This is a genomic window from Candidatus Scalindua japonica, assembly GCF_002443295.1.
In the GTDB taxonomy this organism is placed as follows: domain Bacteria; phylum Planctomycetota; class Brocadiia; order Brocadiales; family Scalinduaceae; genus Scalindua; species Scalindua japonica.
Map to the genome: position 1 here is coordinate 262,796 of NZ_BAOS01000004.1, position 22,872 is coordinate 285,667.

A 22,872-nucleotide genomic window follows, 5' to 3' on the forward strand; every position below is an offset into this window, starting at 1 on the left:
ATAAAATGTTTTTTGAAGCACATGTTTTAGTGATTACAGTTTTTTATTGTTTCATAACACTTTATAATATAGAAGGTTATTATAATAACATAGTAGTAATCTCAGCATCAAACATGCTATTATATCAGCGTTATATATAGCTACTATAAATTATGTATACCTTATAACAGATGCTCTGGCAAATAATAATAAATAGTGTCTTATTGACACATTATTTCAAGCTATAATATGGAAAGCAAGACCAAAAAACCATACCGTCATTGTCCCGGAGAAAGGTATGAAATAAATATATTCATATGTCGAGGAAGACAAAAGTCTCATTATCCAAAATGCTCTAAATGTGAGTTTAAAGATAAAACCGATGAGATCTCACAAATGCCTTCAGTAATTGAACCAGAAGAAACCTTACCTCCATCTTCACCTCCACCAAAACAGGTAAATACAGGATCAATTGTTGTTAAGAGCGAGCCACCTTCAGCAGAGATTTACCTGGATGGTGATAATATAGGTGTCACTCCGGCTATCATAACTCAGATTCTTCCAGGCAAGTATAAATTAAAAATCAAAACAGATGGATATTATACCTGGAATCAAAGTGTGGAGGTTATGGCTAATAGAGAATCATCCTTAACTGCAATGCTACAAGGGAGAGATGGATCTCTAATGATAACCAGTGAACCGACAAATGCAGAGATTTTCATTAATGGCAAAATTGTAGGCAGAACTCCGGAAACTATACAAAATGTAAAACCGGAGAAATATAAAATTAAACTCAAGCTTGACAAGTATGAAATATGGAATAAAGAGGTAAAAATAGAAGCGGAAAAGAAGTTATCTTTAACCGCTAAACTTATATCAAAATATGGATCTATCTCGTTAGGCAGTGAGCCAACGAAGGCAAGAATATTTCTGGATGGTATACAAATTGGCACAACTCCTGCACGTTTACAGTCTATTCCACACGGTACACATCTTGTAGAAGTTAAGATGGAAGGGTTTAACATCTGGAAAAAAAGTGTGAATGTTGAATCTGGCAAGGAAAGGTTATTAACAGCAATACTAAAGAGAAAGACCGGATCTATCAGTATTAATAGTAAGCCTGAAAATGCCGGGATCTATTTAAACGGTAAATATATAGGTGAAACTCCCCACAGGATACAATCTATAATTCCCGGTACTCACGAAATACAACTCAAAATGGAAGATTATGACGTATGGAGTGAGACGGTAAACATTGAAGCGGGAAATGAGAACACCATATCAGCAATGCTTCAAAGAAGTACCGGAACTTTAATGATAGAAAGTGATCCGGAAAACGCAATTATCTTCGTTGATGGTAAGGAAATTGGCACCACTCCTGAAATTATAATATCCAGTGCAAAAGGTAAACATATTATAGAAGTAAGGATGGACGGATATGATATCTGGAAAGAAAATGTACATATCGAGCCTGGTACAGAAAAATCCTTAACTGTAACCCTACAGCCAAAAACAGGGTCTCTCAATATTAATAGTAAACCATCAAGTGCATCAATTTTATTAGACGGAAAAGAGACAGGGACAACTCCTGAGAAGATAAACGGTTTAAAACCCGGCACTTACCAGGTAGAAGCCAAGATTAATGGGTACGAAGACTGGTGTGAGAGTGTAAAAGTTATCGCAGACAAAGAGAACCACATAACTGCTGTACTCCGAAAATTAGTCAGCACTTTTAATGTAAAGAGTGAACCCTCTAATGCAATGGTTATTATCGACGGCACAGAGTCCGGAAATACACCTGCTAAGATAACCGATCTGGAGCCCGGCAAGCACATTGTAGAAATCAGGATGAAAGGGTATGAAACATGGACTGAAAGTGTAGAGGCAAACGTCGACAAGGAAAGTAGCATAACTGCCGTTCTTCGAAAACTAACTGGCTCAATCAATATAAAAAGTGAACCGTCAAACTCAATAATACTTTTTGATGGGGTTGAATCAGGGAATACTCCGGCAACCATTACTGACTTGAATCCAGGTACTTACAATGTTGAATTAAAGAAGGATGGGTATGAAGGCTGGAAAGAAAAAGTATATATTGTTCAAGGTAAAGAAACTTCATTAACTGCCGCACTTCAATCAATTCCAGGCTCTCTCAGTATTTACAGCGAACCATCAGACGCGACAATCTTGATAGACGGAAGAAAAACAGGCACAACGCCACTAATCATTACTGGCCCTGACCCTGGAAACCACCTTGTAGAGATTAGAAAAGAAGGGTTTGAAAATTGGAGTGAAAGCATAAAGATTGTAAAAACTAACCAATCCTCCTTGAAGGCAGTACTTCAATTAAAAGCCGGGCCTGTTTGTATCAAAAGCCAACCGTCAATTGCAGAGGTGTTAATAGATGGTAAAGAAGTTGGAACAACTCCTCTTATCATTACTGACCCAAGCCCGGGAACATATAATGTAGAAATAAAGAAAGACGGGTATGAAAACTGGAATGAGGATGTAATGATAGAACCGGGCAAGGAAACGGCCTTAACAGCTGTCCTGCAAGTGCAGGACGGCTCAATCATCATCAACAGTTCACCTACAGGTGCAATGATTTACATTAATGGGGAAAAAACCGGAAAAGCACCTGAAACCATACATAATATGAGCCCAGGTAGACACCTTGTGGAAGCGAGATTAGCAGGACATGAAAACTGGAATGAAAGTGTAGAGGTGACAGGAGGCAGGGAAAGCAGATTAACAGCAACACTCAAGGAACTAACAGGTACTATAAATATTATGAGTAGTCCCCCTGATGCAATAATCATTTTGGATGGCAAAGAAATTGGTCACACTCCCATGAGTTTGCCAGGAGTTAACATTGGTATACATGAAGTAGAAATACAAAAGGACGGCTATCTATCATGGAATAAGACGATAAAAATAAAGGCAGGTGAAGAAAACACCTTTAATCCAAAGCTTATTGAAATAGCGGCTACTGCCAATATAAACAGCAAACCTTCAAATGCAGTTATTTACATAGACGGCAAAGAAGCTGGCAAAACGCCTGCAATTATTACTGGAATGACTACTGGCGATCATTTAATAGAAGTCAAAATAGACAGGTATGAAGTATGGAGTGAGAGAGTTAATATTAATCCTGGAAAGGAAATTGATGTAACTGTAGAACTCCAAATAAAACCGGGAAAAGTATCTATCGATAGTACTCCTTCAAAAGCATTAATATTTATAGACGGTAAAGAAATCGGTACTGCTCCAAAAACAGTTGAAGGTCGTGGCGTTGAACAGCATCAGGTGGAACTCAGAATTAAAGGATACAAAGTCTGGAACCAGAGTATTAACATCGAACCTGGTATTGAAACCAGTGTAATGGCAGATCTGGAAATAAAATCCGGTTCTGTCAGTATCACCAGCGAACCGACAAATGCGATGATTCTCCTGGATGCCAAAAAAGCCGGATACACACCTCAAACATTAACTGATATTGTGCCAGGAAAACATATTATAGAAGTAAGGAGGGAAGGATATGATATATGGAGTAAGGGTGTAGAGGTAAATAGTGACAAGGAAATTGCATTATCTGCATCGCTCTCAAAAATTACCGGTTCTATCAGTATCAATAGTAATCAATCGGAAGCAGTAGCATATTTAGATGGTGAAAACATTGGCACAACACCATGCACTATGGAATCAGTTGTTATCGGCACACATCAGGTTGAAGTCAGGAAGGAAGGATATGCGGAATGGAGAAAAGTAGTTTATATCAAAAAGGGAAAAGAGATTTCATTAAAAGCTATGCTTCGCTCTATAACCGCCTCAATAGATCTTGAAAGTGAACCGAAAGGAGCAATGATTTTATTAGATGGAAAAGAGGTTGGTAAAACTCCTGAAATCTTAACCGGCATTAAAACAGGAATGCATAATGTAGAGATCCGGATGGACGGTTATGTTTCATGGATGAAAATGATAAAAGTTAAAGCAGGAAGAGAATACATTTTTACCAAAACACTTCAAGTGCAAAATGGTTCCTTAAACGTAACTAGCAGACCATCAAATGCAAGAATCTTTATATTTGATAAAAAAGCTGGAAAGACTCCCAAGACATTCAATGATTTAAAACCAGGAAATTATGCAATAGAAGTGAAACTTGATCAGTATCAAACATGGAGTAAAAATATTGAGATTGAACCAGGTAAAGAAACTAACCTGAAGGCGTTGCTTCAATTAAAACCTGGATCAATTGTTATTATAAGTGAACCATCAAATGCAAAAATACTTATAGACGGTGATGATTCCGGCACTACTCCTGCAACTATTGATGACATAGAAGATGGCGCTCATATAGTAGAACTAAAAATGGAAGGGTATAAGATTTGGAGTGAAAATGTAGTTATAACAGCAGGTATACAGTCTAACTTAACAGCCGTACTCCAGGAAATGAAGGGGTCCATAAACATCAATAGCGAGCCAACAAACGCTACAATAAGTGTAAACGGCAACATAAGCGGATCCACACCCGAACACATAAGGAACATAAAGCCTGGTACACACCATGTTGAAGTTATTAAGGAGGGTTTGGAGGTATGGAGTGACTATGTAGAAGTTAAGGCGGGAAGGAAAATTGAGCTATCAATCACACTTCAGCAAACGTCCTGTATAGTAAATATAGAAAGTACACCATCAAATGCAACTATTTTCATTAATAATAAAGAATTTGGAGCAACGCCTCAAACTATAAAAACATTAAACCCCGGTCAACACAAAATTGAAATCCAAAAAGCCGGATTTGAAAACTGGAGTGAAGTCGTAATAGTTGGATCAGATAAAGAGAATACGGTAACCGCCCTGCTCCGACAAGTCACAGGATCTATTAACATTAAGAGTGATCCACCACAAGCAGAAATACTTATAGATGATATAGAATCCGGAACCACTCCCGCAATAATAAATGATTTAAGCCCGGAAACGCATAAGATAGATATTAAAATGGACGGGTATAGTGTCTGGAGTGAAAATCTGGAAGTCGAGGCAAATAAAGTTAAACAGGTTGATGCAACACTCCAACAAATGACAGGTTCCGTCAATATTAACAGCGAACCATCTGGTGCATTAATGCTTATAGACGGTAAGAAACGTGGCACTACTCCTGAAATTATTACTGACATAAAACCTGGAAAATATCTGCTTGAAGCCAGTTTGAAAGGATATGAAAAATGGAGCGAAAAAATAGAAGTTGCAGCAGATAAAGAGAATACGGTAACCGCCCTGCTCCGGCAAATCACTGGATCCATTAACATTAAGAGTGATCCGCCACAGTCCGAAATCTTCATTGATGGTATTGAATCCGGAACCACTCCCGCAATAATAAATGATTTAAGCCCGGAAACGCATAAGATAGATATTAAAATGGACGGGTATAGTATCTGGAGGGAAAATGTGGAAGTCGTGGCAAACGAAGTTAAACAGGTTGATGCTGCACTCCAACAAATAACAGGCTCTGTCAGTGTAAACAGCGAACCATCTGGTGCATCAATAATTATAGACGGTAAAATATCAGGCATAACTCCTGAAATTATTACTGACATAAAACCTGGAAAATATCTACTTGAAGCCAGTTTGAAAGGATATGAAAAATGGAGCGAAAAAATAGAAGTTGCAGCAGATAAAGAGAATACGGTAACCGCCCTGCTCCGGCAAATCACTGGATCCATCAACATTAAGAGTGATCCGCCACAGTCCGAAATCTTCATTGATGGTATTGAATCCGGAACCACTCCCGCAGTGATAAATGATTTAAGCCCGGAAACCCACAAGATAGATATTAAAATGGACGGGTATAGTGTCTGGAGTGAAAATGTGGAAGTCGTGGCAAACGAAGTTAAACAGGTTGATGCTGCACTCCAACAAATAACAGGCTCTGTCAGTGTAAACAGCGAACCATCTGGTGCATCAATAATTATAGACGGTAAAATATCAGGCACTACTCCTGAAATTATTACTGACATAAAACCTGGAAAATATCTGCTTGAAGTCAGCTTGAAAGGATATGAAAAATGGAGCGAAAAAATAGAAGTTGCAGCAGATAAAGAGAATACGGTAACCGCCCTGCTCCGGCAAATCACTGGATCCATCAACATTAAGAGTGATCCACCACAAGCAGAAATACTTATAGATGATATAGAATCCGGAACCACTCCCGCAGTGATAAATGATTTAAGCCCGGAAACTCACAAGATAGATATTAAAATGGACGGGTATAGTGTCTGGAGTGAAAATGTGGAAGTCGTGGCAAACAAAGTTAAACAGGTTGATGCAACACTCCAACAAATGACAGGTTCCGTCAATATTAACAGCGAACCATCTGGTGCATCAATAATTATAGACGGTAAAATATCAGGCATAACTCCTGAAATTATTACTGACATAAAACCTGGAAAATATCTACTTGAAGCCAGTTTGAAAGGATATGAAAAATGGAGCGAAAAAATAGAAGTTGCAGCAGATAAAGAGAATACGGTAACCGCCCTGCTCCGACAAGTCACAGGATCTATTAACATTAAGAGTGATCCACCACAAGCAGAAATACTTATAGATGATATAGAATCCGGAACCACTCCCGCAGTGATAAATGATTTAAGCCCGGAAACTCACAAGATAGATATTAAAATGGACGGGTATAGTGTCTGGAGTGAAAATGTGGAAGTCGTGGCAAACAAAGTTAAACAGGTTGATGCAACACTCCAACAAATGACAGGTTCCGTCAATATTAACAGCGTACCATCTGGTGCATCAATACTTATAGACGGTAAGAAACGCGGCACTACTCCTGAAATTATTACTGACATAAAACCTGGAAAATATCTGCTTGAAACCAGTTTGAAAGGATATGAAAAATGGAGCGAAAAAATAGAAGTTGCAGCAGATAAAGAGAATACGGTAACCGCCCTGCTCCGACAAGTCACAGGATCTATTAACATTAAGAGTGATCCACCACAAGCAGAAATCTTTATAGATGGTATTGAATCCGGAACCACTCCTGCAGTGATAAATGATTTAAGTCCGGAAACTCACAAGATAGATATCAAAATGGACAGGTATAATGCCTGGAGTAAGAATATTGTAGTCGTGGCAAATAAAGTTAAACAGATTAATGCAGTACTCCGCCAAATGTCAGGCTCCGTCAACATAAATAGCGAACCATCTGGTGCATTGATACTTATTAACGGCAAAAAGTACGGCACTACTCCTGAAATCATTACTGATATAAAACCTGGCAAGTATCTGATTGAAGTTAGTATGGAAGGACATGAAAAATGGAGTGATAGTGTCGAGGTTGGAGCAGCAGAGGAAATTCCACTACGTGCTTTGCTGCAGAAATCCACCGGCTCTATTAGCATAAAAAGCACACCTGCTAAATCTATAATATATATAGATGGTGAAGAAGTTGGAGCTACTCCGGTAACTTTAAGTTCTATTTCAGTTGGTGCACATGATATACTGATTAAGGCCGATGGACACGAGGAGTGGAAGAAATCTGTAATAATAAAAAAAGGCAAAGAATTAAGCGTAAATGCAATACTTCAACTAAATGTTGGCTCTATCAGCATTGAGAGCTATCCTGAAAATGCAATAATAAATTTAGATGGTAAAGAAGTCGGAAAAGCACCTAAACGATTAACAGATGTTATAGTAGGCACACATAGTGTTGAAGTTTTGTTGGACGGACATATCTCTTGGAAAAAAACTATTAAACTAAAAGCTGGCAAAGAAATTTCGTTATCTGCAGATCTGAAGATAGTGAACAAAACTGAGAAGCCGGAAGAAGCCCTTGCTGGTATCGCTACCGAGGCTACCTTACCAGCAAACATTATTACAGACATTAAAGAACCGGAAATCAGTACAGAAAAAAAGAAGGCAACAGTTCCAGAAGTTAAAACCGAACCAAAAAGTAACAAGAAAAGTCCTCCACCTGAAAAACAGATTAAGCTACGCTCTACTTATGGCAAAATAGATGATTCTCTAATAGAGTCACTACCATTTCTAAAGATTCGAGAAAAGAACAGTAATATTTTTCTCTGCCATAGCGAGCTCAAACATTGTTATGAGGAAAAACCAATTGGTGATGGCGATGTCGTCATTGATCATACTACCTCTTTAATGTGGTGCCAGTCCGGGTCGTCAGAATATTTTAATCTTAAAAAAGCGAATAAATGGTTGAAAAAAATGAACAAAAATGGTTATGCGGGCTTTAAAGACTGGAGATTACCCACAATTGAGGAGGCATCATCATTATTGGAATTTGAAACAAAGAACGATAGTTTTATAGCCCCTGTCTTTGACAACAAACAATGGGGCACCTGGACCGGTGATAAATCTGATAGAGGCCATGCATGGATTGTAACATTTGTAAATGGCACTATAACCCCGGGTCCGGTTGGATCACCCGCTACTTTTGTCAAGCCTGTCAGGTCATTATAAATGTCGTATAACGACTATATATCTTAATTATCTTATCAAAAATGAAAGATCGCTCAAAGCTCATCACTGAACAACGCAACCCTGATACTCTCAATATCGACTGCAAATCAACTTTAGAAATCGTAGACATTATTAATGCCGAGGATTCGAACGTAATCAATGCCGTTCATAATGAACGCCAGAATATATCAAAGGCAATTGAACTGATTGTTGATTCGTTAAAGAATAATGGACGACTGTATTATATTGGAGCGGGAACAAGTGGAAGACTTGGAGTTCTCGATGCCTCTGAGTGCCCCCCTACCTTTGGAACAAACCCTGAGCAGGTAAAAGGCGTCATTGCCGGTGGATTTGACGCACTTACAAGATCAATAGAAGGTGCTGAGGATAGTCATGAGGATGGTGAACAGGCAATAATAGAAAATGGTATTACGGCCAAAGATACTGTCGTCGGCATAGCTACCGGCGGTACTACGCCATTCGTACACGGCGCCCTGGCACAGGCAAACAGATCAGGCGCTAACACCATCTTTCTCTGTTGTAATCCGAATTTAGAACCAAATGAATACGTTAACGTCACCATAATACCATTAACCGGTCCTGAAGTAATTACCGGATCTACTCGAATGAAGGCAGGCACAGCAACAAAGCTTATACTTAATACCCTTACTACCACATCAATGATAAAAATGGGAAAGGTTTATGAAAACTTCATGGTTGACCTTCAGGTGAAGAACGCAAAGCTTAGGGACCGTGCTGAACGTATTATAATGTCGGTTACAAATGTTGACAGAGACTCTGCAGACAATCTGTTAACAAAGGCGAAGGGCAACGTAAAGACTGCCATAGTTATGCATAAGCTACAGACGGACTATGGTGAAGCCAGAAAAAAACTTGATAAATATGATGGTTACGTCAGAGATGTGCTAAACAGTGCTAATTTAAAAAAATAATACTATTATCACAGAAGTAGTGTTATAGTTTTAAATGGTAACGGAAACTTACCTCACCGTAAATTTCCCTCTTATTTTTTTGATAAAACCCTCTTTCACAAGTTGCGCTATAATATACTCTAGTTTATCCTTATGTGTATTGAGTTTTTGTCCAATTTGACGTGCTGAAATATTTGGTTCTTGGACTAATAGTTTAAGAACCATTCCTCTGATCTGTCTATTAGAACCTTCAAACGGTGATTGTCTTTTGTAGTGAGCACTCTTTCTGTTTGGATTCTCATAATTCTGTTTAACCATTACTCCATAGTCCATAAGTGCGTAATACCACTCTCGAGGATTTGAAGTACAAACTGTTTTCTCTACTAAAGGAAGAATATCAGAATCCTTGACATTTTCTGTATCAGGGAAAAAATAGTGAATAAAAACTCTACGTATATTAGTTTCAATAAAAACAGTAGTACACTGAAATGCAAACGCTGCAATAGCAGATGCAGTTGCCCTGCCTATTCCGGGAAATGTCATTAACGTTTCTACAGAGGTGGGGAGATTTCCATCAAACTCATTAACTATTTTCTGTGCAATCTTTTTCAATGCTATAGCACGGCGATTATATCCCATACCCTGCCATGTCTTAAGTATTTTTTGTAGTGGTGCATTTGACAGTGAATAAAAGTCCGGGAATATTCTGATAAATAGTTCATACTTTTCCATAACCCTCTGAACCTGTGTCTGCTGAAGCATTATCTCTGAAACTAAGATATGATAGGGATCACTTGTCATCCTCCATGGGAGATCACGACCATTCTTTTTATAGAAAGAGTAAATTTCATCTTGAAATTTTCGAATTACTGCAGCTGTCAACTTAACTTCCGAATTACATCTGTAAGGACCAAGTGTGCTATTGCTCTTTTCTTTTAAAATATTTGGTTTTACAGTTTTCATACCGAATAGAATCTAACTATCTTAATGAACGTGAAATTTCGATTCTGAACTAACTACTTGTTTTAGAGCTTCTGGTACTGCATGATAATATACTTTTAATTCTTTATAGGGTAAACGGTGTCATAAATGAATTATGACATATTCAGTCTCGTTTGTATCGAGGATTCTCGAATTTTATTTCACGAATAGTATATTCATCTAGCAGAATAAACTTGACAATAGATAGCTTACCGATAGATTAATATATAACTTTTATTTAAGAATTTAAAAAAGAAATTGGTTATTTCTGTAGATTGTCATGAGAAAGAGTTTAGTTGTAGGTATTTTACCTGAAACAAAAAATGAGTTTGAACGAAGGGCTCCGTTAACACCAAAGGATGTCGCGTGGTTGGTTAATAAAAATATTTCCGTAGAGGTAGCATCCAGTCCTCTTCGTATTTATAAAAACTCACAATATAAGCGTTCCGGAGCAAAAATTGTTGAAAACTTTAAAAAAGCCAATCTTCTCATCGGTATAAAAGAACCCCCTGTTGATACACTGATACCAGACACTGTTTATATGGTCTTCTCTCATACTACAAAGGGGCAGGAATATAACCGGAATCTCCTTAAATCATTTCTTAGAAAGAGAATCACTCTAATTGATTATGAACATATTACGGGCTCTCTTGGAGAGAGACTTGCATACTTTGGAAGATATGCGGGTATATGTGGAATGATTGACACATTGCATGTTTATGGCAGGAAAGAAACACTCCAGAACAATCCAAATCCTTTCTCCGATATTAAGAGTGCTTTTCATTACGGCAATTACAATTCCGCAAAAAGAGTCCTTGAAGAAACAGTTACAAATATAAGAAAAAAAGGGTTCAATAAAGCTAAAACTCCCTTTGTAATTGGTATTTTAGGACATGGCAATGTTTCACAAGGTGCTCAGGAAGTTCTTGATTGCATAGGAGCAGTTGAAATACATCCAAGAGATATTGACATTCTGTCTCGAAGCCATTCATCCCATAAGAATACAATATACAAACTTGTCTTCCAACGTGAAGAAAAGCTCAGATCAAAAAAAGGGAAAAGCTTTTATTTTGAAGAATACCTGGAGCATCCGGAACGATTTGAATCAAATCTGGACAAATCGCTGCCATTTCTTAGCGTACTAGTTAATTCCAGCTACTGGGATAAACGGTATCCACGCCTTTTACCTGAAGGAATGCTACGCCGAATGTATGGTTCAAGCACCGATTTCCGGTTATCAGTTATAGGTGATCTGTCCTGTGATATAAAAGGCACCATAGAAATTACAACAAAAGTGACGTCATCATCAGATCCGGCGTTTATTTATAATCCCATTTCTAAAAAAATCAGTGATGACTTATCACAGAGCGGGATAGCGGTTATGGCAATTGACAATTTACCTTGCGAATTCCCTAAAGAATCATCAGCTGAATTTGCGGAACAGATCAGAGAGTATGTTTACCAGGTAGCAGCTCATGGAGTAAGTGATATTACCAACCACCATGCCTTACCCAATGTTATTCGAAATGCGGTAGTCACTCAAGACGGTAAACTGACGCAACGTTTTAAATACATCAGGAAGAACTGAATATGATGCGAGAATTAGTATCTGATAGATCAAATGAAACAATCCAGCCAATTCCAATCATCGTTTACTGTGATAGCGCAAAGGTAGAATTGGGTAAGAAGTTATTTTTTGAACCGAGACTATCACAGTCAGGTTGGATTACTTGTAATTCCTGCCATAACCTCTCAACAGGTGGTACGGACAATTTACCAACCTCTATCAGACATAAATGGTTTTCTGGTCTTATAAACTTACCAACGGTTCTGAATTCAAGATTTAATCTTGTTCAGTTCTGGGACGGTCGTACAAAAGATTTGAAAGAACAGGCAGGAAACCCTATCGCTAATCCAATCGAAATGGGACTAAACCATGAACTGGCAGTAAATGCGTTAAAATCGATACCTGAGTATTCAAAATGGTTCAGTGAAGTATACGAAACAGAAGAAATATAGAACTGACTGCCTCATCCTTTCATGATGCAAGCACCTGGAACCTCGATGTAGCTGTGAATATTATGGCTGAATATCGATTAGGGATTACTCTTACTGAAGAAGAAACGGGTAAGATCGTTGAATTCCTGAAAACCTTGACAGGAGAACAACCTGAAGTCATTTTTCTCACTCTGCAGCAATCAACTTCAGATACCACACAACCAGATCGAGATTAAAATGATACTGTCGGGATATAAATCGGGAGGAGATAACAAGAACTTTTTTAATCAAAAATCTACGGGTTGTCCGAGATTTTGTTTAATAGAAATAGTAAAAAGTGATATCAGTTATAAGTAATTTTGTAATTGACCGGAAACCGTACCTGGACAACTCCATGCTATTAATGTATTATCCATATTGCTCTACACTAAATCGAATAATTATTTGACAAAATTGTTGTATACTATAGACTATGAATTCGTTATGCAGAAATTTTTTATAAAGGAACTTAATAATGCACTTCCCCAAATACCGCCCTCGCCGGCTAAGAAGTAATAAGCTCATACGTGATCTTGTTCGCGAAAACCACTTAACAGTTAAAGACCTGATCATGCCACTTTTCGTTCGACCTGGAAGCGGAATCAGGAAAGAAATCTCTACAATGCCCGGAAACTATCAGTTTTCTGTAGATACACTTGTAGAAGAAGTCAAAGAGCTTGCAACTCTCGGGATCCCGGGTGTAATCCTGTTTGGCATCCCCAGTACGAAAGATGAATTAGGTACTGAAGCGTACGCGGATGACGGTATTATACAAAAAGCCGTAAGGGCAATTAAGAAAAATGTTTCTGACATTCTGATTATTACGGACGTCTGCATGTGTGAATACACAAATCATGGCCATTGCGGTTACATAAAAAAAGATGAAAAGAGTGGTGAATATCTAATTGACAATGACGAAACGCTTAAACTCCTTACAAAAGAGGCGCTATCTCACGCAGAGGCCGGAGTTGATATAGTTGCCCCAAGTGATATGATGGATGGACGAGTAGGCGCAATCAGAGACATTCTGGATGATAATGGTTTTGATAACATTCCTATAATGTCTTATGCTGCCAAATATGCGTCAGCATATTACGGCCCTTTCAGAGATGCGGCAGAGTCGCCACCATGCTTTGGAGATAGAAGATCGTACCAGATGGATATACCAAACTCTGATGAAGCATTACGGGAAGTCTCTCTGGATATAGACGAAGGCGCTGATATTGTAATGGTAAAACCGGCACTTCCGTATCTTGATATTATCAGACTTATAAAAGACAATTTTGATCACCCTATAGCAGCCTACAATGTCAGTGGAGAATTTTCTATGGTTAAGGCGGCCCATCAAAAAGGTTGGCTTGATGAGAAGGCAGTTGCTATGGAGACACTGATGGGTATTAAAAGGGCAGGTGCAGATATCATTCTGACTTACTGGGCGAAGGACGCTGCGCGTTGGCTATCGGCATAATACGTTGAAACTATTATATAGCAGGAGTACTTTAGCCTTTTCCTTCGTTTTGAAAAACCTTCTTTTCCGTACCAGAAACAATCCTCTTAATATTTGATGTGTGCTTCGCTACTATAAGAATGGCAACAGCCACAGAAAGATATATAATATTACTGTTATCCCCTGAAGGAGAATCCACAACCCAGACGGTAACTCCTACCAGTGCAAGAGCACCTACCATTGACCCCAGAGATACATAACGTGAGACCAATACGGTTATAATCCATGCACCAAATGATATAGCTATAGCGATTGGTGCTAACCAGACAAATATTCCAAAACTTGTAGCAACAGCCTTCCCACCCCTGAATTTCAGATAAACGGGAAATGCATGGCCAAGTACCGCACTGAACCCGCAGAGAATTAGCAACAGGTTGTCAGCGGTCGTCGGTGATTTCATCCCACTGACAAGTAAAGGCACAAAAAAGACAGCCACAAACCCCTTAAACATATCCAGAAAAAAAATCACTAAGCCGTACTTTCTCCCAAGCACTCTGCTCACATTTGTAGCGCCGATATTGCCACTACCCTTTGTTCTGATATCAATTCCCTTGGTAACTGCAATTAAATAACCAAAAGGGATGCCCCCAAGCAAATACGATAAGACAATTCCAACAATGTATGATATTACCATAATTAAAACTACCCCCCACCCAGGCTCCACCACAATCTATGAAGTCCATGGGCTTTACTATATGATTGTATGTAATATTTAATCGGTTTTACTGATTCACTACCTGTTTCAATATATCTTTTTAGAAACCTGATTCTGTCAGTTTTAGAAACGGGAAACGGAAATGTCTTACCAAACAGATTACTTTTTTTTCTTCTCATTTTTACCACTGATCTGTCCAGACGCATTATATTCTTCATCCTTCTATGAAAACTTAATTTTTCATACTGATGAGATTTATCTAAGTCTATTATGTATACATTAATACATATACCCGAATTTGATTGAACAAGTATATTTTTAAGATGCAAGTCAGCATGGTAGATACCCACATTGTGCATATCGTTCACGGCCTTTGCCAACTTATTGATGATTTGTTTTTTTTGTTTCAATAACTGGTTTTCTCTGGAATGTAAAAGTAATTCAATCAAGTCGATAGACTCTGTTATCTCCCTGGTAACCATCCGGAACTTGTACAAACGCCCCATTACTCTTTTTTTAACAATCGCAATTATTTCAGCAGTTTTAACACCTCCATTGCTCACAGCCTCACTTACCAGTAACTCATTCACCGGGCGCATACCCTCCCAGAAACAGTCTCTGAATATCCTGCCAATCATCCCGCCATGCCAATACTCCCTCACAACAAATCTGTCGTCAGCAAGACCGTCCATTGAAAGAGTTTTACAAGATGCTCTACCAATATATGAATTACTTAATTCATTTCTGTCTACAACATTTGGCGCTGAAAGAGGCTTTTTACAAAGATCAAATAATTTCTTTATGTCATCATCTGACATCCTGTTCTCATACTCTTTTTTTATATACAAGGTCATGTTCCCTTTGCACAAGGTCGAAAAACAGGCAGGTATTTCAACTTTCTTCATCGTTGCATGATTATACTAAAGTGTGACTGGCATGTCAAAAGAGTCTTAAATGTGATACCACCATCAATCTATTACTAAAGCAACAAACAAAGACTTTTGCTGAATTTATTTCAGTAATCGTTTCCATTCACAACTTAAAATTTGTAGAATGAACATGATAATAAATACGAAATAAAAACCATAAACATGATAATAGATTCGCCTGCAAACATTTTAATTATTCGTCTCAGCGCAATTGGAGACGTAATCAATGTCCTCCCCTCACTCAGGCTATTACGCACTCATTTCCCGAAATCGAGAATTACCTGGTTGGTAGAAGACAGAGCAAAAGAAATCCTGACAGACCACCCTGACATTGATGAAGTTATTATTTATCCACGTAAAAAATGGCAGAGTAATATACTGAAAATACATACATCACTTAAAGTAATCTCTGAAGCCCTTTCATTTTACAAAAAACTTCGTAGAAACCATTATGACCTGGTTATTGATTTTCAGGGCAACCTGAAGAGTGCAGTGATGAACCTGATAACAGGATCAGACAACAGGTTTGGGTTTGGAAAAGGACATTGCAAAGAATTCAACTATTTATCCACACAATGTCATGCATATCCCGTGGGAAGAAAGATCCACAGAATAGAAAAAAATCTTTCATTGATTGGGGAGCTGGGCATAGAACCTCTATTCATGAGGCCTGAACTTCCCGTGACTAAAGAGAACAAAGAGTACATTTCCATGTTTATCAACAATAATACAACTAACCCCTCCCTCCCTATTATATTAATCCATCCGGGCACAAGCAAATTCGGATCTTTTAAACAATGGTCTCCGAAAAATTACTCATTACTGGCCAATATGATTCTGGAAAAATATGAGGTAAATATTATTTTCACCTGGGGACCGGGCGAATTAAATACTGTTAAAGAAATAATTAAGAGCATGAAATACAAGGCACTTCCTGCATGCAAAACAGACTCTATTAAACAGCTTATAGAACTTATCAGACTCTCTAGCCTCTTTATTGGAGGAGATACCGGTCCACTGCATATTGCATCTATCATGAACATTCCTGTTGTTGGAATCTATGGGCCAAAAGATCCTATAACCTATGGACCATATAACGGTAAGGCAATAGTTATTAAAAAGGATATACCATGCAGCCCATGCAGAAAAAGGACTTGTGGTGACCCAAAATGCATGACTACAATCATTCCGGATGATGTTTTTTGTGGAGTGGAGAGGCTTTTACTACACCAGAACACAATGACACTGAATACACAGAGTTAATAAGTGCTGACCAATGATTAGTGTCTTACTTTTCTTCTCAATATAAAATACTCTTCTACTGGTCTTTCCGGAATAATGAATGCACGTTGTCCTGGATTTGCCTTTTCTACCGGCTCAAGGTCCTTATTATATATACCCTTAATAGTCTGCACGAAGTCCATGCCAGGTCTCTTTCCCATCACTTCAAGATCCTCGCCTACTTGAAATGAGTTTTTCACAATAACTTCAAAAAGATTATCATCTTTTGGCCTGCCAAACAGACCAACAAACTTATAGTCCTGCGTATACCCCTTCTCTTCTCCCACCCTCTGACCATCCAGACCGGGACTGCCGAGGAAAAAGCCTGTATTATACCCCCTGTTACTGATCTTACCCAACTCCTCCAACCATCTCTCCTGATATTCATACGCTTCATTTCCAAAAAACATATCTATCGCCTCACGATATATCCTTGTTACTGTAGCAACGTAATACTGGCTTTTCATTCTACCTTCAATTTTCCAGGCGTCAGCGCCCGCGGCTATTAATTCAGGAATGTGCTGTATCATGCAGAGATCACGCGAGCTCATAACCGACGCAAATTCTCCGTCTTCAATAATCGGGTAGTATTCATTCGGGCGTTCCTCTTCCACAAGAGAATATTTCCAACGGCATGACTGTGCACAATCACCAAGGTTTGCGCCACGATTTGCCATATATGAACTCAGGTAACATCTTCCTGAATAAGAAAGGCACATGGCGCCTTGAACGAATACTTCAGTCCTGCAATTACTGTTTGCACTTATTTCAGAAATTTCATTGAGTGATAATTCTCTTGCCAACACCACCCTATTAACGCCCTGTTTATACCAGAAGTCTGCAGCTTTTGTATTTGTACAGTTTGCCTGGGTGCTGATATGAGCTGGAGTATCAGGCATAATATCTCTGACTAGGGACAATACGCCAGGATCAGCGACGATGACGGCATTAACGGAATGTTTTGATAATTCTTTCAGGTATTGCTCCATTCGAGTAATGTGGCAGTTATGAGCAAAAATATTAAGAGTAATATATAATTTCTTACCTCTTTCATGTACAAATTCAACTGCAGACCCAATTTCATCCAGAGTAAAGTTCGCAGCCGAATTTCTCAGGCTAAAGTCCTTACCTCCCGCATACACTGCATCAGCGCCGTATTCTATGGCAGTCTTTAACTTGTCCAGACTCCCGGCCGGTGATACCAGCTCAGGCTTTTTATATATTTTTTGAGATTTTTCTATCATTTTTTCTATCATTTTATTAAACAGGTACGGTTTGGACGGTTTAAGTCCATTAAACAGTTTAAACCATTTTTACCATAATTTCAGTCAACCTCCCAATCCTCTTCCGCATTTCGTCGGTTCTGGTCAAGGTAAGACTGTAGTATAAACTGCGCGGCAATCATATCTACCCTCTTTTTCTTCCCTTTCTTAGTCATTTTGGCCCCAGCCATAGCCCTGTTGGCTCTCACTGTCGTAAGTCTTTCATCAATGGTATGCACAGGGATATTGAATTTAGATTTAAGGGTTTCTACCAATACAAGAACCTCTTCAGCTTTTTCTCCAATAGTATCATTCATGTTCTTTGGAAGCCCAACGACAATCTCTCCCACCTCCTTTTCCTTTATTACTTCTGCCAATTCTTCCAAATAGTCATGACCATCTATACGCTCTATTGTTTGAAGCCCTTGCGCAATACCTCCCACTGGTGTACTGATCGCCAGACCAACCCGCTTATTACCATAATCAATACCCAGTGTTCTCATATTAACAGCCCTAAAACCATTCCTGCACCCAAAGGAACAGTGATATTATCAAATTCTACAGGTAAACTCTCAATTATACATGATACCAGAGATACTATCAATGCAGTCTTTAATGGAAGATAAATAAAGGCACATATGAACGCAGTAATAAAGAAAGCCACAGTCCCTTCAATGCTTTTTTTAGGGTTGTATGGGATCCGGACTGTACCATAAAACTTTCCAACGATCGTAGCCATGCTATCAGCACAGGCGAGAATGGCTATCGTAACACTCGCTACTATTGGCGAAAAAAACAACAGTGACAACACAACACCTGAGGCCAGTGTAATAGGCGCAAAGGCGAATCTCCTTCTTTCGCTGGAGCGAACACATTGCTTTGTAATGAAACTCAAAACTGGAAATCTGAAACCATTAAGCCTTGCCCATTCAGATGCCGAATATAACACAGTCATCGCTATTAACATTATTAATGTAAGCACATAGTTAACACCTGAAAAGATAGGGACAAGCAGCGAACAGGCATGTATACCTTTACGCCTGAATTCCTGGCTCCATGATAAAGCAATTTCATGTTTGAAACCTAAACTAAGTTTATCAAATGTTATTTCATCTTCATTAAACACATACTCTAATACATCCCTCAGATCATTGCTGTCTATCAGATATTTTACTTTTTTGCGTACAGGGTAATATGAGTTAAACCCGATACTGACCTTTGCAAGTTCCATAATATCAAGATTATTTCTATCGTCTCCCACAACAACTACATCATCCCACGTAGTATTGTGAACTTCTAGAAGTTTTTCTACAACCCGTACCTTCCCTTCATGAAAAGAAAGCTGTCCTCCAATCTCACCGGTATAAATACCATTATTTATTGTCACATCTATGCCATGCCCACAACCTGCATCCAGTCTTGACGCCAGATCTTTCACTAGAATGTCTGGCACTCCACTGCTGATCAAAGAAACATAATGCCCTTTTTGCGTTATTTTACTAATTGTTTCATTTGCATACTTTACCATCTTCATATTATTATAAACCTGCCAAATGTCATCTTCTTTTAAACCCTTGATATCAATATAAACCCTTTCAAGTAAATCTCGCATATTTAAGCAATTTATACTGAACAAAAAACACAAATACAATGCTTTCAAGTAATTAAAAATACTGGATTTCAAAGATAAGTGCAGTAAAAACTGGCTATTGAAAATTACTCCATCAACATCAAATATTATTAGTTTCTTGTTATTGGCATTCATAAGCATTTTTTCAAATTCCATAAGTTAAAATATTTATATCACATAAATTAAGAGTTTAGCAAGACTTTAAACCTCATAGTGTTGAAAAATACTTACTTATTATAAGGTTGAAATATCACACAGATTAAATCAAGTCGAAAAACCGGTTTCAGAAATACCAGTTTTATAATTGACAACGATTTTACACTATTGTAAAATCATGCGTTTTAGATATATATACAAAAATTAACATTTCTAGTGGAAAGCGAAATAGAGTGAAAATTGCAATTTCAGGTAAAGGTGGTGTTGGAAAAACAACGTTATCTGCCAGTCTGTCAAAACTTTTTGCCAACGAGGGTAGTAAAGTGATAGCCATAGATGCTGACCCAGATGCAAATCTGGCCGCAGCTCTGGGAGTTAAAGATGCGGATAAAATAGTACCTCTAGTTGATTTAAAAGAACTAATAAAAGAGCGTACAGGTTCTACATCAGATGAATTCGGCAAATTCTTCAAATTAAACCCGACGGTTAACGATCTACCAGAAAAATGTTCCATTTCACATGATGGCATGCGATTGATGACGCTTGGTACAATTAAAAGGGGTGGAAGCGGATGCGCATGTCCTGAAGGTGTGATGTTGAAGGCTTTGTTAAACCATCTCATACTGCAAAGAGATGAAGTTGTTATCGTAGATATGGAAGCCGGAATAGAGCATCTGGGACGTGCGTCGATAAGGGCTGTCACCGCTTTGATAGTAGTTGTAGAACCCGGTAAAAGGAGTATACAGACGGCTTTTCAGGTTAAAAAACTTGCTGCGGATCTTGGAATAAAAACGATATTTGCAGTTGGGAATAAAGTAATGAATGACGTGCATAGAGAATTCTTGAAAAAAGAGCTTAAAGATATTCCATTATTAGGAACAATTTCGTATAATGAGAAGCTGATTGACTCAGACTTACAAGGAAAAGCTGCATATAGCGATAATGAACAGTTATTATCAGAAGTTAGTGTGATAATTACTAAATTAAAGGAGTTAATAAAATGACAAAGAAGAATTTTGAAGGAGCTGATCAGGAGTCTCTGGATTTACTTAAGAAAATGGAAGAGCGTGGTATAGAAAGCTCTTATGACAGATACGACGCACAGCAGCCACAGTGTGGATATGGTAAGATTGGTCTCTGCTGCAGACACTGCCAGATGGGACCGTGCAATGTTGATCCGTTTGGCAGAGGACCGAAGCGAGGAGTTTGTGGAGCCGACGCTAACACAATAGCTGCGAGGCATTTTGTGCGTTATGTTGCCGCTGGTACTGCCGCTCATTCTGACCATGGCAGATCAGTTGCCGAACTTCTGATAGCGACTGCAAGAGGAGAAGCAAAAGGCTATCGCATAACAGACGTAAACAAGCTACATGAGGTTGCTAAGGTATTTGATGTATCTACAGAAGGCCGTAAGACAAATGAGATTGCCGAGGAGGTTGGCGAAATGGCGCTTGCAGAGTTTGGCAAGGCCTATGGCACTCAAAAGTTTGCGAATAAGGCCCCGGAAGCCAGGATAAAGTTGTGGGAAAAGCTGAACATTACACCCCGTGCGATAGACAGAGAGGTTACGGAATCGATGCATCGCACCGGCATGGGTACTGACCAGGACTATAAAAACCTTATAATGCAGGCCTGTCGTACGTCAATGGCCGATGGCTGGGGTGGCGCAATGATAGCAACAGAGCTTCAGGATATACTCTTCGGCACACCGAAACCAACACGCGGGACCGCAAATCTTAATGTGATCAAGGAAGACGAGGTAAATATCCTTGTGCACGGGCATGAACCGCAGATGTCTGAGATGGTTGCCGTAGCAGCCAGCGATCCTGAGTTGATAAAAGAAGCAGAGGCGGTGGGAGCTAAAGGTATCAGTATTGCCGGTATATGTTGCACGGCGAATGAGATGTTGCTGAGGCATGGGATACCACTCGCGGGACATATGAAAATGCAGGAGATGGCTATTGCTACCGGCGCTGTAGAGGTAATTGCTGTGGATATACAGTGTGTGATGCAGGGTGACGAAGAGGTAGCCAGGGCTTTTCATACGAAACTGATAACGACTTCACCTAAGGCGAAGATAGATGGAACAGAGCATATAGAGATCAACGATGAAAATGCCTATGAAAAGGGAAAAGAAGTAGTAAGGATAGCAATTCAGAACTTCCCTAAACGAGACAAGACAAAGGTGTTTATTCCAAAGGGAAAGAAGTCTGATGTTGTAGTTGGCTTTACACATGAAACGATAAAGTATATGCTTGGAGGCAAGTTCAGAGCATCTTACAGACCACTTAATGACAACATCATGAACGGTAGGATACGTGGAGTAGTTGGTGTTGTGGGCTGTACGAGTTCGATATTGTGGCCAGACCAACTACCATATATGGAGTTGGTAAATGATTTGATAGCGAATGACATACTTGTGGTACAGACGGGATGTGCCGCGGCGGAGTGTGCGAGGGAAGGAATGATGGTCCCTGAGCATATGGAAGTTGCGGGTCCAGGTCTCAGAGAGGTTTGTGAGGCAGTTGGAATGCCGCCGGTATTACATGCGGGTTCTTGTGTGGATAACAGCAGGATACTGATAGCGTGTTCTGAGATGGTAAAGGAAGGTGGCCTTGGTAATGATATAAGTGAGTTGCCGGTTGCGGGGGTATGCCTGGACTGGATGCATGAGAAGGCATTGGCGATAGGACAATATTTTGTCACGAGCGGAGTGTATACGTTATTTGGAACCAAGTCTATGGTTGCTGGGGCTCCGGATGTTGACAAATTTTTAAGTGAGGGACTGGAAGAGCTAGTAGGAGGTAAGTGGTCATTTACCCCTGATCTCAAGGAGATGGGGACTCTCATAAAAGATCATATAGAGAAGAAGCGTGATGCGTTGGGGATTAATGAGAAAAAGGAAAGAAAACTTTACGATATGGAAGACAGAAGAGCACTTGCGGTTGACTGATATCACAAGCCGGTCGAATGCAAACCTGGCTTTGCCAATGCTCATTGTAATAAAGATTAACATTCAATAGGAGTATTTAC

The 22,872-nt window shown here is 39.1% G+C and carries 15 protein-coding genes; 9 read left to right on the top strand and 6 right to left on the bottom strand.

What is annotated here, in order from left to right; translation table 11 throughout:
- The first annotated feature begins 375 nt into the window (after positions 1-375).
- Together SCALIN_RS03455 and murQ are read left to right on the top strand one after the other, a co-directional pair.
- Positions 376-8,469 carry a PEGA domain-containing protein gene (locus SCALIN_RS03455; RefSeq protein WP_162532130.1) on the top strand — a complete coding sequence of 2,698 codons (8,094 nt, stop codon included), beginning with the start codon at positions 376-378 and terminating at the stop codon, positions 8,467-8,469.
- 41 nt (positions 8,470-8,510) lie between these two features.
- On the top strand, positions 8,511-9,422 hold the full coding sequence (gene murQ / locus SCALIN_RS03460) for an N-acetylmuramic acid 6-phosphate etherase (RefSeq protein WP_096892864.1): 912 nt from the start codon (positions 8,511-8,513) through the stop codon (positions 9,420-9,422).
- A 48-nt stretch (positions 9,423-9,470) separates the two neighbouring features.
- Here the strand turns inward: murQ and SCALIN_RS03465 are convergent, their stop codons facing one another.
- The gene (locus SCALIN_RS03465) at positions 9,471-10,364 is read right to left on the bottom strand and encodes an HhH-GPD family protein (RefSeq protein WP_096892865.1); all 894 of its coding nucleotides are present in this window, start codon (positions 10,362-10,364) and stop codon (positions 9,471-9,473) included.
- Positions 10,365-10,662: 298 nt separating this feature from the next.
- Between SCALIN_RS03465 and SCALIN_RS03470 the strand changes: the two genes are divergently transcribed.
- From SCALIN_RS03470 to hemB, 4 genes are all read left to right on the top strand, one after another.
- The gene (locus SCALIN_RS03470) at positions 10,663-11,970 is read left to right on the top strand and encodes a Rossmann-fold NAD(P)-binding domain-containing protein (protein ID WP_096892866.1); all 1,308 of its coding nucleotides are present in this window, start codon (positions 10,663-10,665) and stop codon (positions 11,968-11,970) included.
- 2 nt (positions 11,971-11,972) lie between these two features.
- On the top strand, positions 11,973-12,401 hold the full coding sequence (locus SCALIN_RS03475; RefSeq protein WP_203415327.1) for a cytochrome-c peroxidase: 429 nt from the start codon (positions 11,973-11,975) through the stop codon (positions 12,399-12,401).
- A gap of 62 nt (positions 12,402-12,463) precedes the next feature.
- Complete coding sequence (locus SCALIN_RS23610; protein ID WP_203415328.1) at positions 12,464-12,616, top strand: hypothetical protein; 153 nt, start codon at positions 12,464-12,466, stop codon at positions 12,614-12,616.
- 278 nt (positions 12,617-12,894) lie between these two features.
- Positions 12,895-13,887 (top strand): porphobilinogen synthase, encoded by a 993-nt coding sequence (gene hemB, locus SCALIN_RS03480; RefSeq protein ID WP_096892867.1) that lies wholly within the window; start codon positions 12,895-12,897, stop codon positions 13,885-13,887.
- A 31-nt stretch (positions 13,888-13,918) separates the two neighbouring features.
- On the opposite strand, the gene plsY is transcribed toward hemB, so the two are convergent.
- Together plsY and SCALIN_RS03490 are read right to left on the bottom strand one after the other, a co-directional pair.
- On the bottom strand, positions 13,919-14,560 hold the full coding sequence (gene plsY, locus SCALIN_RS03485; RefSeq protein WP_096892868.1) for a glycerol-3-phosphate 1-O-acyltransferase PlsY: 642 nt from the start codon (positions 14,558-14,560) through the stop codon (positions 13,919-13,921).
- Between the two features lie 8 nt (positions 14,561-14,568).
- Positions 14,569-15,486, bottom strand: coding sequence for a lipopolysaccharide kinase InaA family protein (locus SCALIN_RS03490; protein ID WP_096892869.1), 918 nt, complete (start codon positions 15,484-15,486; stop codon positions 14,569-14,571).
- 186 nt (positions 15,487-15,672) lie between these two features.
- On the opposite strand from SCALIN_RS03490, the gene SCALIN_RS03495 reads away from it, so the two are divergent.
- Positions 15,673-16,773, top strand: coding sequence for a glycosyltransferase family 9 protein (locus SCALIN_RS03495; RefSeq protein WP_096892870.1), 1,101 nt, complete (start codon positions 15,673-15,675; stop codon positions 16,771-16,773).
- A gap of 17 nt (positions 16,774-16,790) precedes the next feature.
- Here the strand turns inward: SCALIN_RS03495 and SCALIN_RS03500 are convergent, their stop codons facing one another.
- The 3 genes from SCALIN_RS03500 to SCALIN_RS03510 all read right to left on the bottom strand — a co-directional run bounded on the left by SCALIN_RS03500 (position 16,791) and on the right by SCALIN_RS03510 (position 19,839).
- Positions 16,791-18,035 (bottom strand): peptidase U32 family protein, encoded by a 1,245-nt coding sequence (locus SCALIN_RS03500; protein WP_096893050.1) that lies wholly within the window; start codon positions 18,033-18,035, stop codon positions 16,791-16,793.
- A gap of 80 nt (positions 18,036-18,115) precedes the next feature.
- Positions 18,116-18,556: a Holliday junction resolvase RuvX gene (ruvX, locus tag SCALIN_RS03505; RefSeq protein ID WP_096892871.1), complete on the bottom strand. Its 441-nt coding sequence runs from the start codon at positions 18,554-18,556 to the stop codon at positions 18,116-18,118.
- Positions 18,553-19,839 (bottom strand): HAD-IB family phosphatase, encoded by a 1,287-nt coding sequence (locus SCALIN_RS03510; protein ID WP_096892872.1) that lies wholly within the window; start codon positions 19,837-19,839, stop codon positions 18,553-18,555. Before SCALIN_RS03510 ends, ruvX begins: the two co-directional genes overlap by 4 nt.
- Positions 19,840-20,072: 233 nt before the next feature.
- Here SCALIN_RS03510 and SCALIN_RS03515 point away from each other — a divergent pair, with 233 nt between their 5' ends.
- Together SCALIN_RS03515 and cooS are read left to right on the top strand one after the other, a co-directional pair.
- Positions 20,073-20,843 carry an ATP-binding protein gene (locus SCALIN_RS03515; RefSeq protein WP_096892873.1) on the top strand — a complete coding sequence of 257 codons (771 nt, stop codon included), beginning with the start codon at positions 20,073-20,075 and terminating at the stop codon, positions 20,841-20,843.
- Positions 20,840-22,792, top strand: coding sequence for an anaerobic carbon-monoxide dehydrogenase catalytic subunit (cooS, locus tag SCALIN_RS03520; protein ID WP_096892874.1), 1,953 nt, complete (start codon positions 20,840-20,842; stop codon positions 22,790-22,792). Before SCALIN_RS03515 ends, cooS begins: the two co-directional genes overlap by 4 nt.
- Positions 22,793-22,872 lie beyond the last annotated feature (80 nt).

Bases quoted from the DNA above. Each gene is read 5' to 3' on its own strand.
- SCALIN_RS03490 (WP_096892869.1), bottom strand. From the start codon at position 15,486: ATGAAGAAAGTTGAAATACCTGCCTGTTTTTCGACCTTGTGCAAAGGG.
- SCALIN_RS03500 (WP_096893050.1), bottom strand. From the start codon at position 18,035: ATGATAGAAAAATCTCAAAAAATATATAAAAAGCCTGAGCTGGTATCA.
- SCALIN_RS03475 (WP_203415327.1), top strand. From the start codon at position 11,973: ATGATGCGAGAATTAGTATCTGATAGATCAAATGAAACAATCCAGCCA.
- SCALIN_RS03455 (WP_162532130.1), top strand. From the start codon at position 376: ATGCCTTCAGTAATTGAACCAGAAGAAACCTTACCTCCATCTTCACCT.
- hemB (WP_096892867.1), top strand. From the start codon at position 12,895: ATGCACTTCCCCAAATACCGCCCTCGCCGGCTAAGAAGTAATAAGCTC.
- SCALIN_RS03510 (WP_096892872.1), bottom strand. From the start codon at position 19,839: ATGGAATTTGAAAAAATGCTTATGAATGCCAATAACAAGAAACTAATA.
- ruvX (WP_096892871.1), bottom strand. From the start codon at position 18,556: ATGAGAACACTGGGTATTGATTATGGTAATAAGCGGGTTGGTCTGGCG.
- SCALIN_RS03465 (WP_096892865.1), bottom strand. From the start codon at position 10,364: ATGAAAACTGTAAAACCAAATATTTTAAAAGAAAAGAGCAATAGCACA.
- SCALIN_RS03470 (WP_096892866.1), top strand. From the start codon at position 10,663: ATGAGAAAGAGTTTAGTTGTAGGTATTTTACCTGAAACAAAAAATGAG.
- SCALIN_RS23610 (WP_203415328.1), top strand. From the start codon at position 12,464: ATGGCTGAATATCGATTAGGGATTACTCTTACTGAAGAAGAAACGGGT.
- SCALIN_RS03495 (WP_096892870.1), top strand. From the start codon at position 15,673: ATGATAATAGATTCGCCTGCAAACATTTTAATTATTCGTCTCAGCGCA.
- murQ (WP_096892864.1), top strand. From the start codon at position 8,511: ATGAAAGATCGCTCAAAGCTCATCACTGAACAACGCAACCCTGATACT.
- plsY (WP_096892868.1), bottom strand. From the start codon at position 14,560: ATGGTAATATCATACATTGTTGGAATTGTCTTATCGTATTTGCTTGGG.
- cooS (WP_096892874.1), top strand. From the start codon at position 20,840: ATGACAAAGAAGAATTTTGAAGGAGCTGATCAGGAGTCTCTGGATTTA.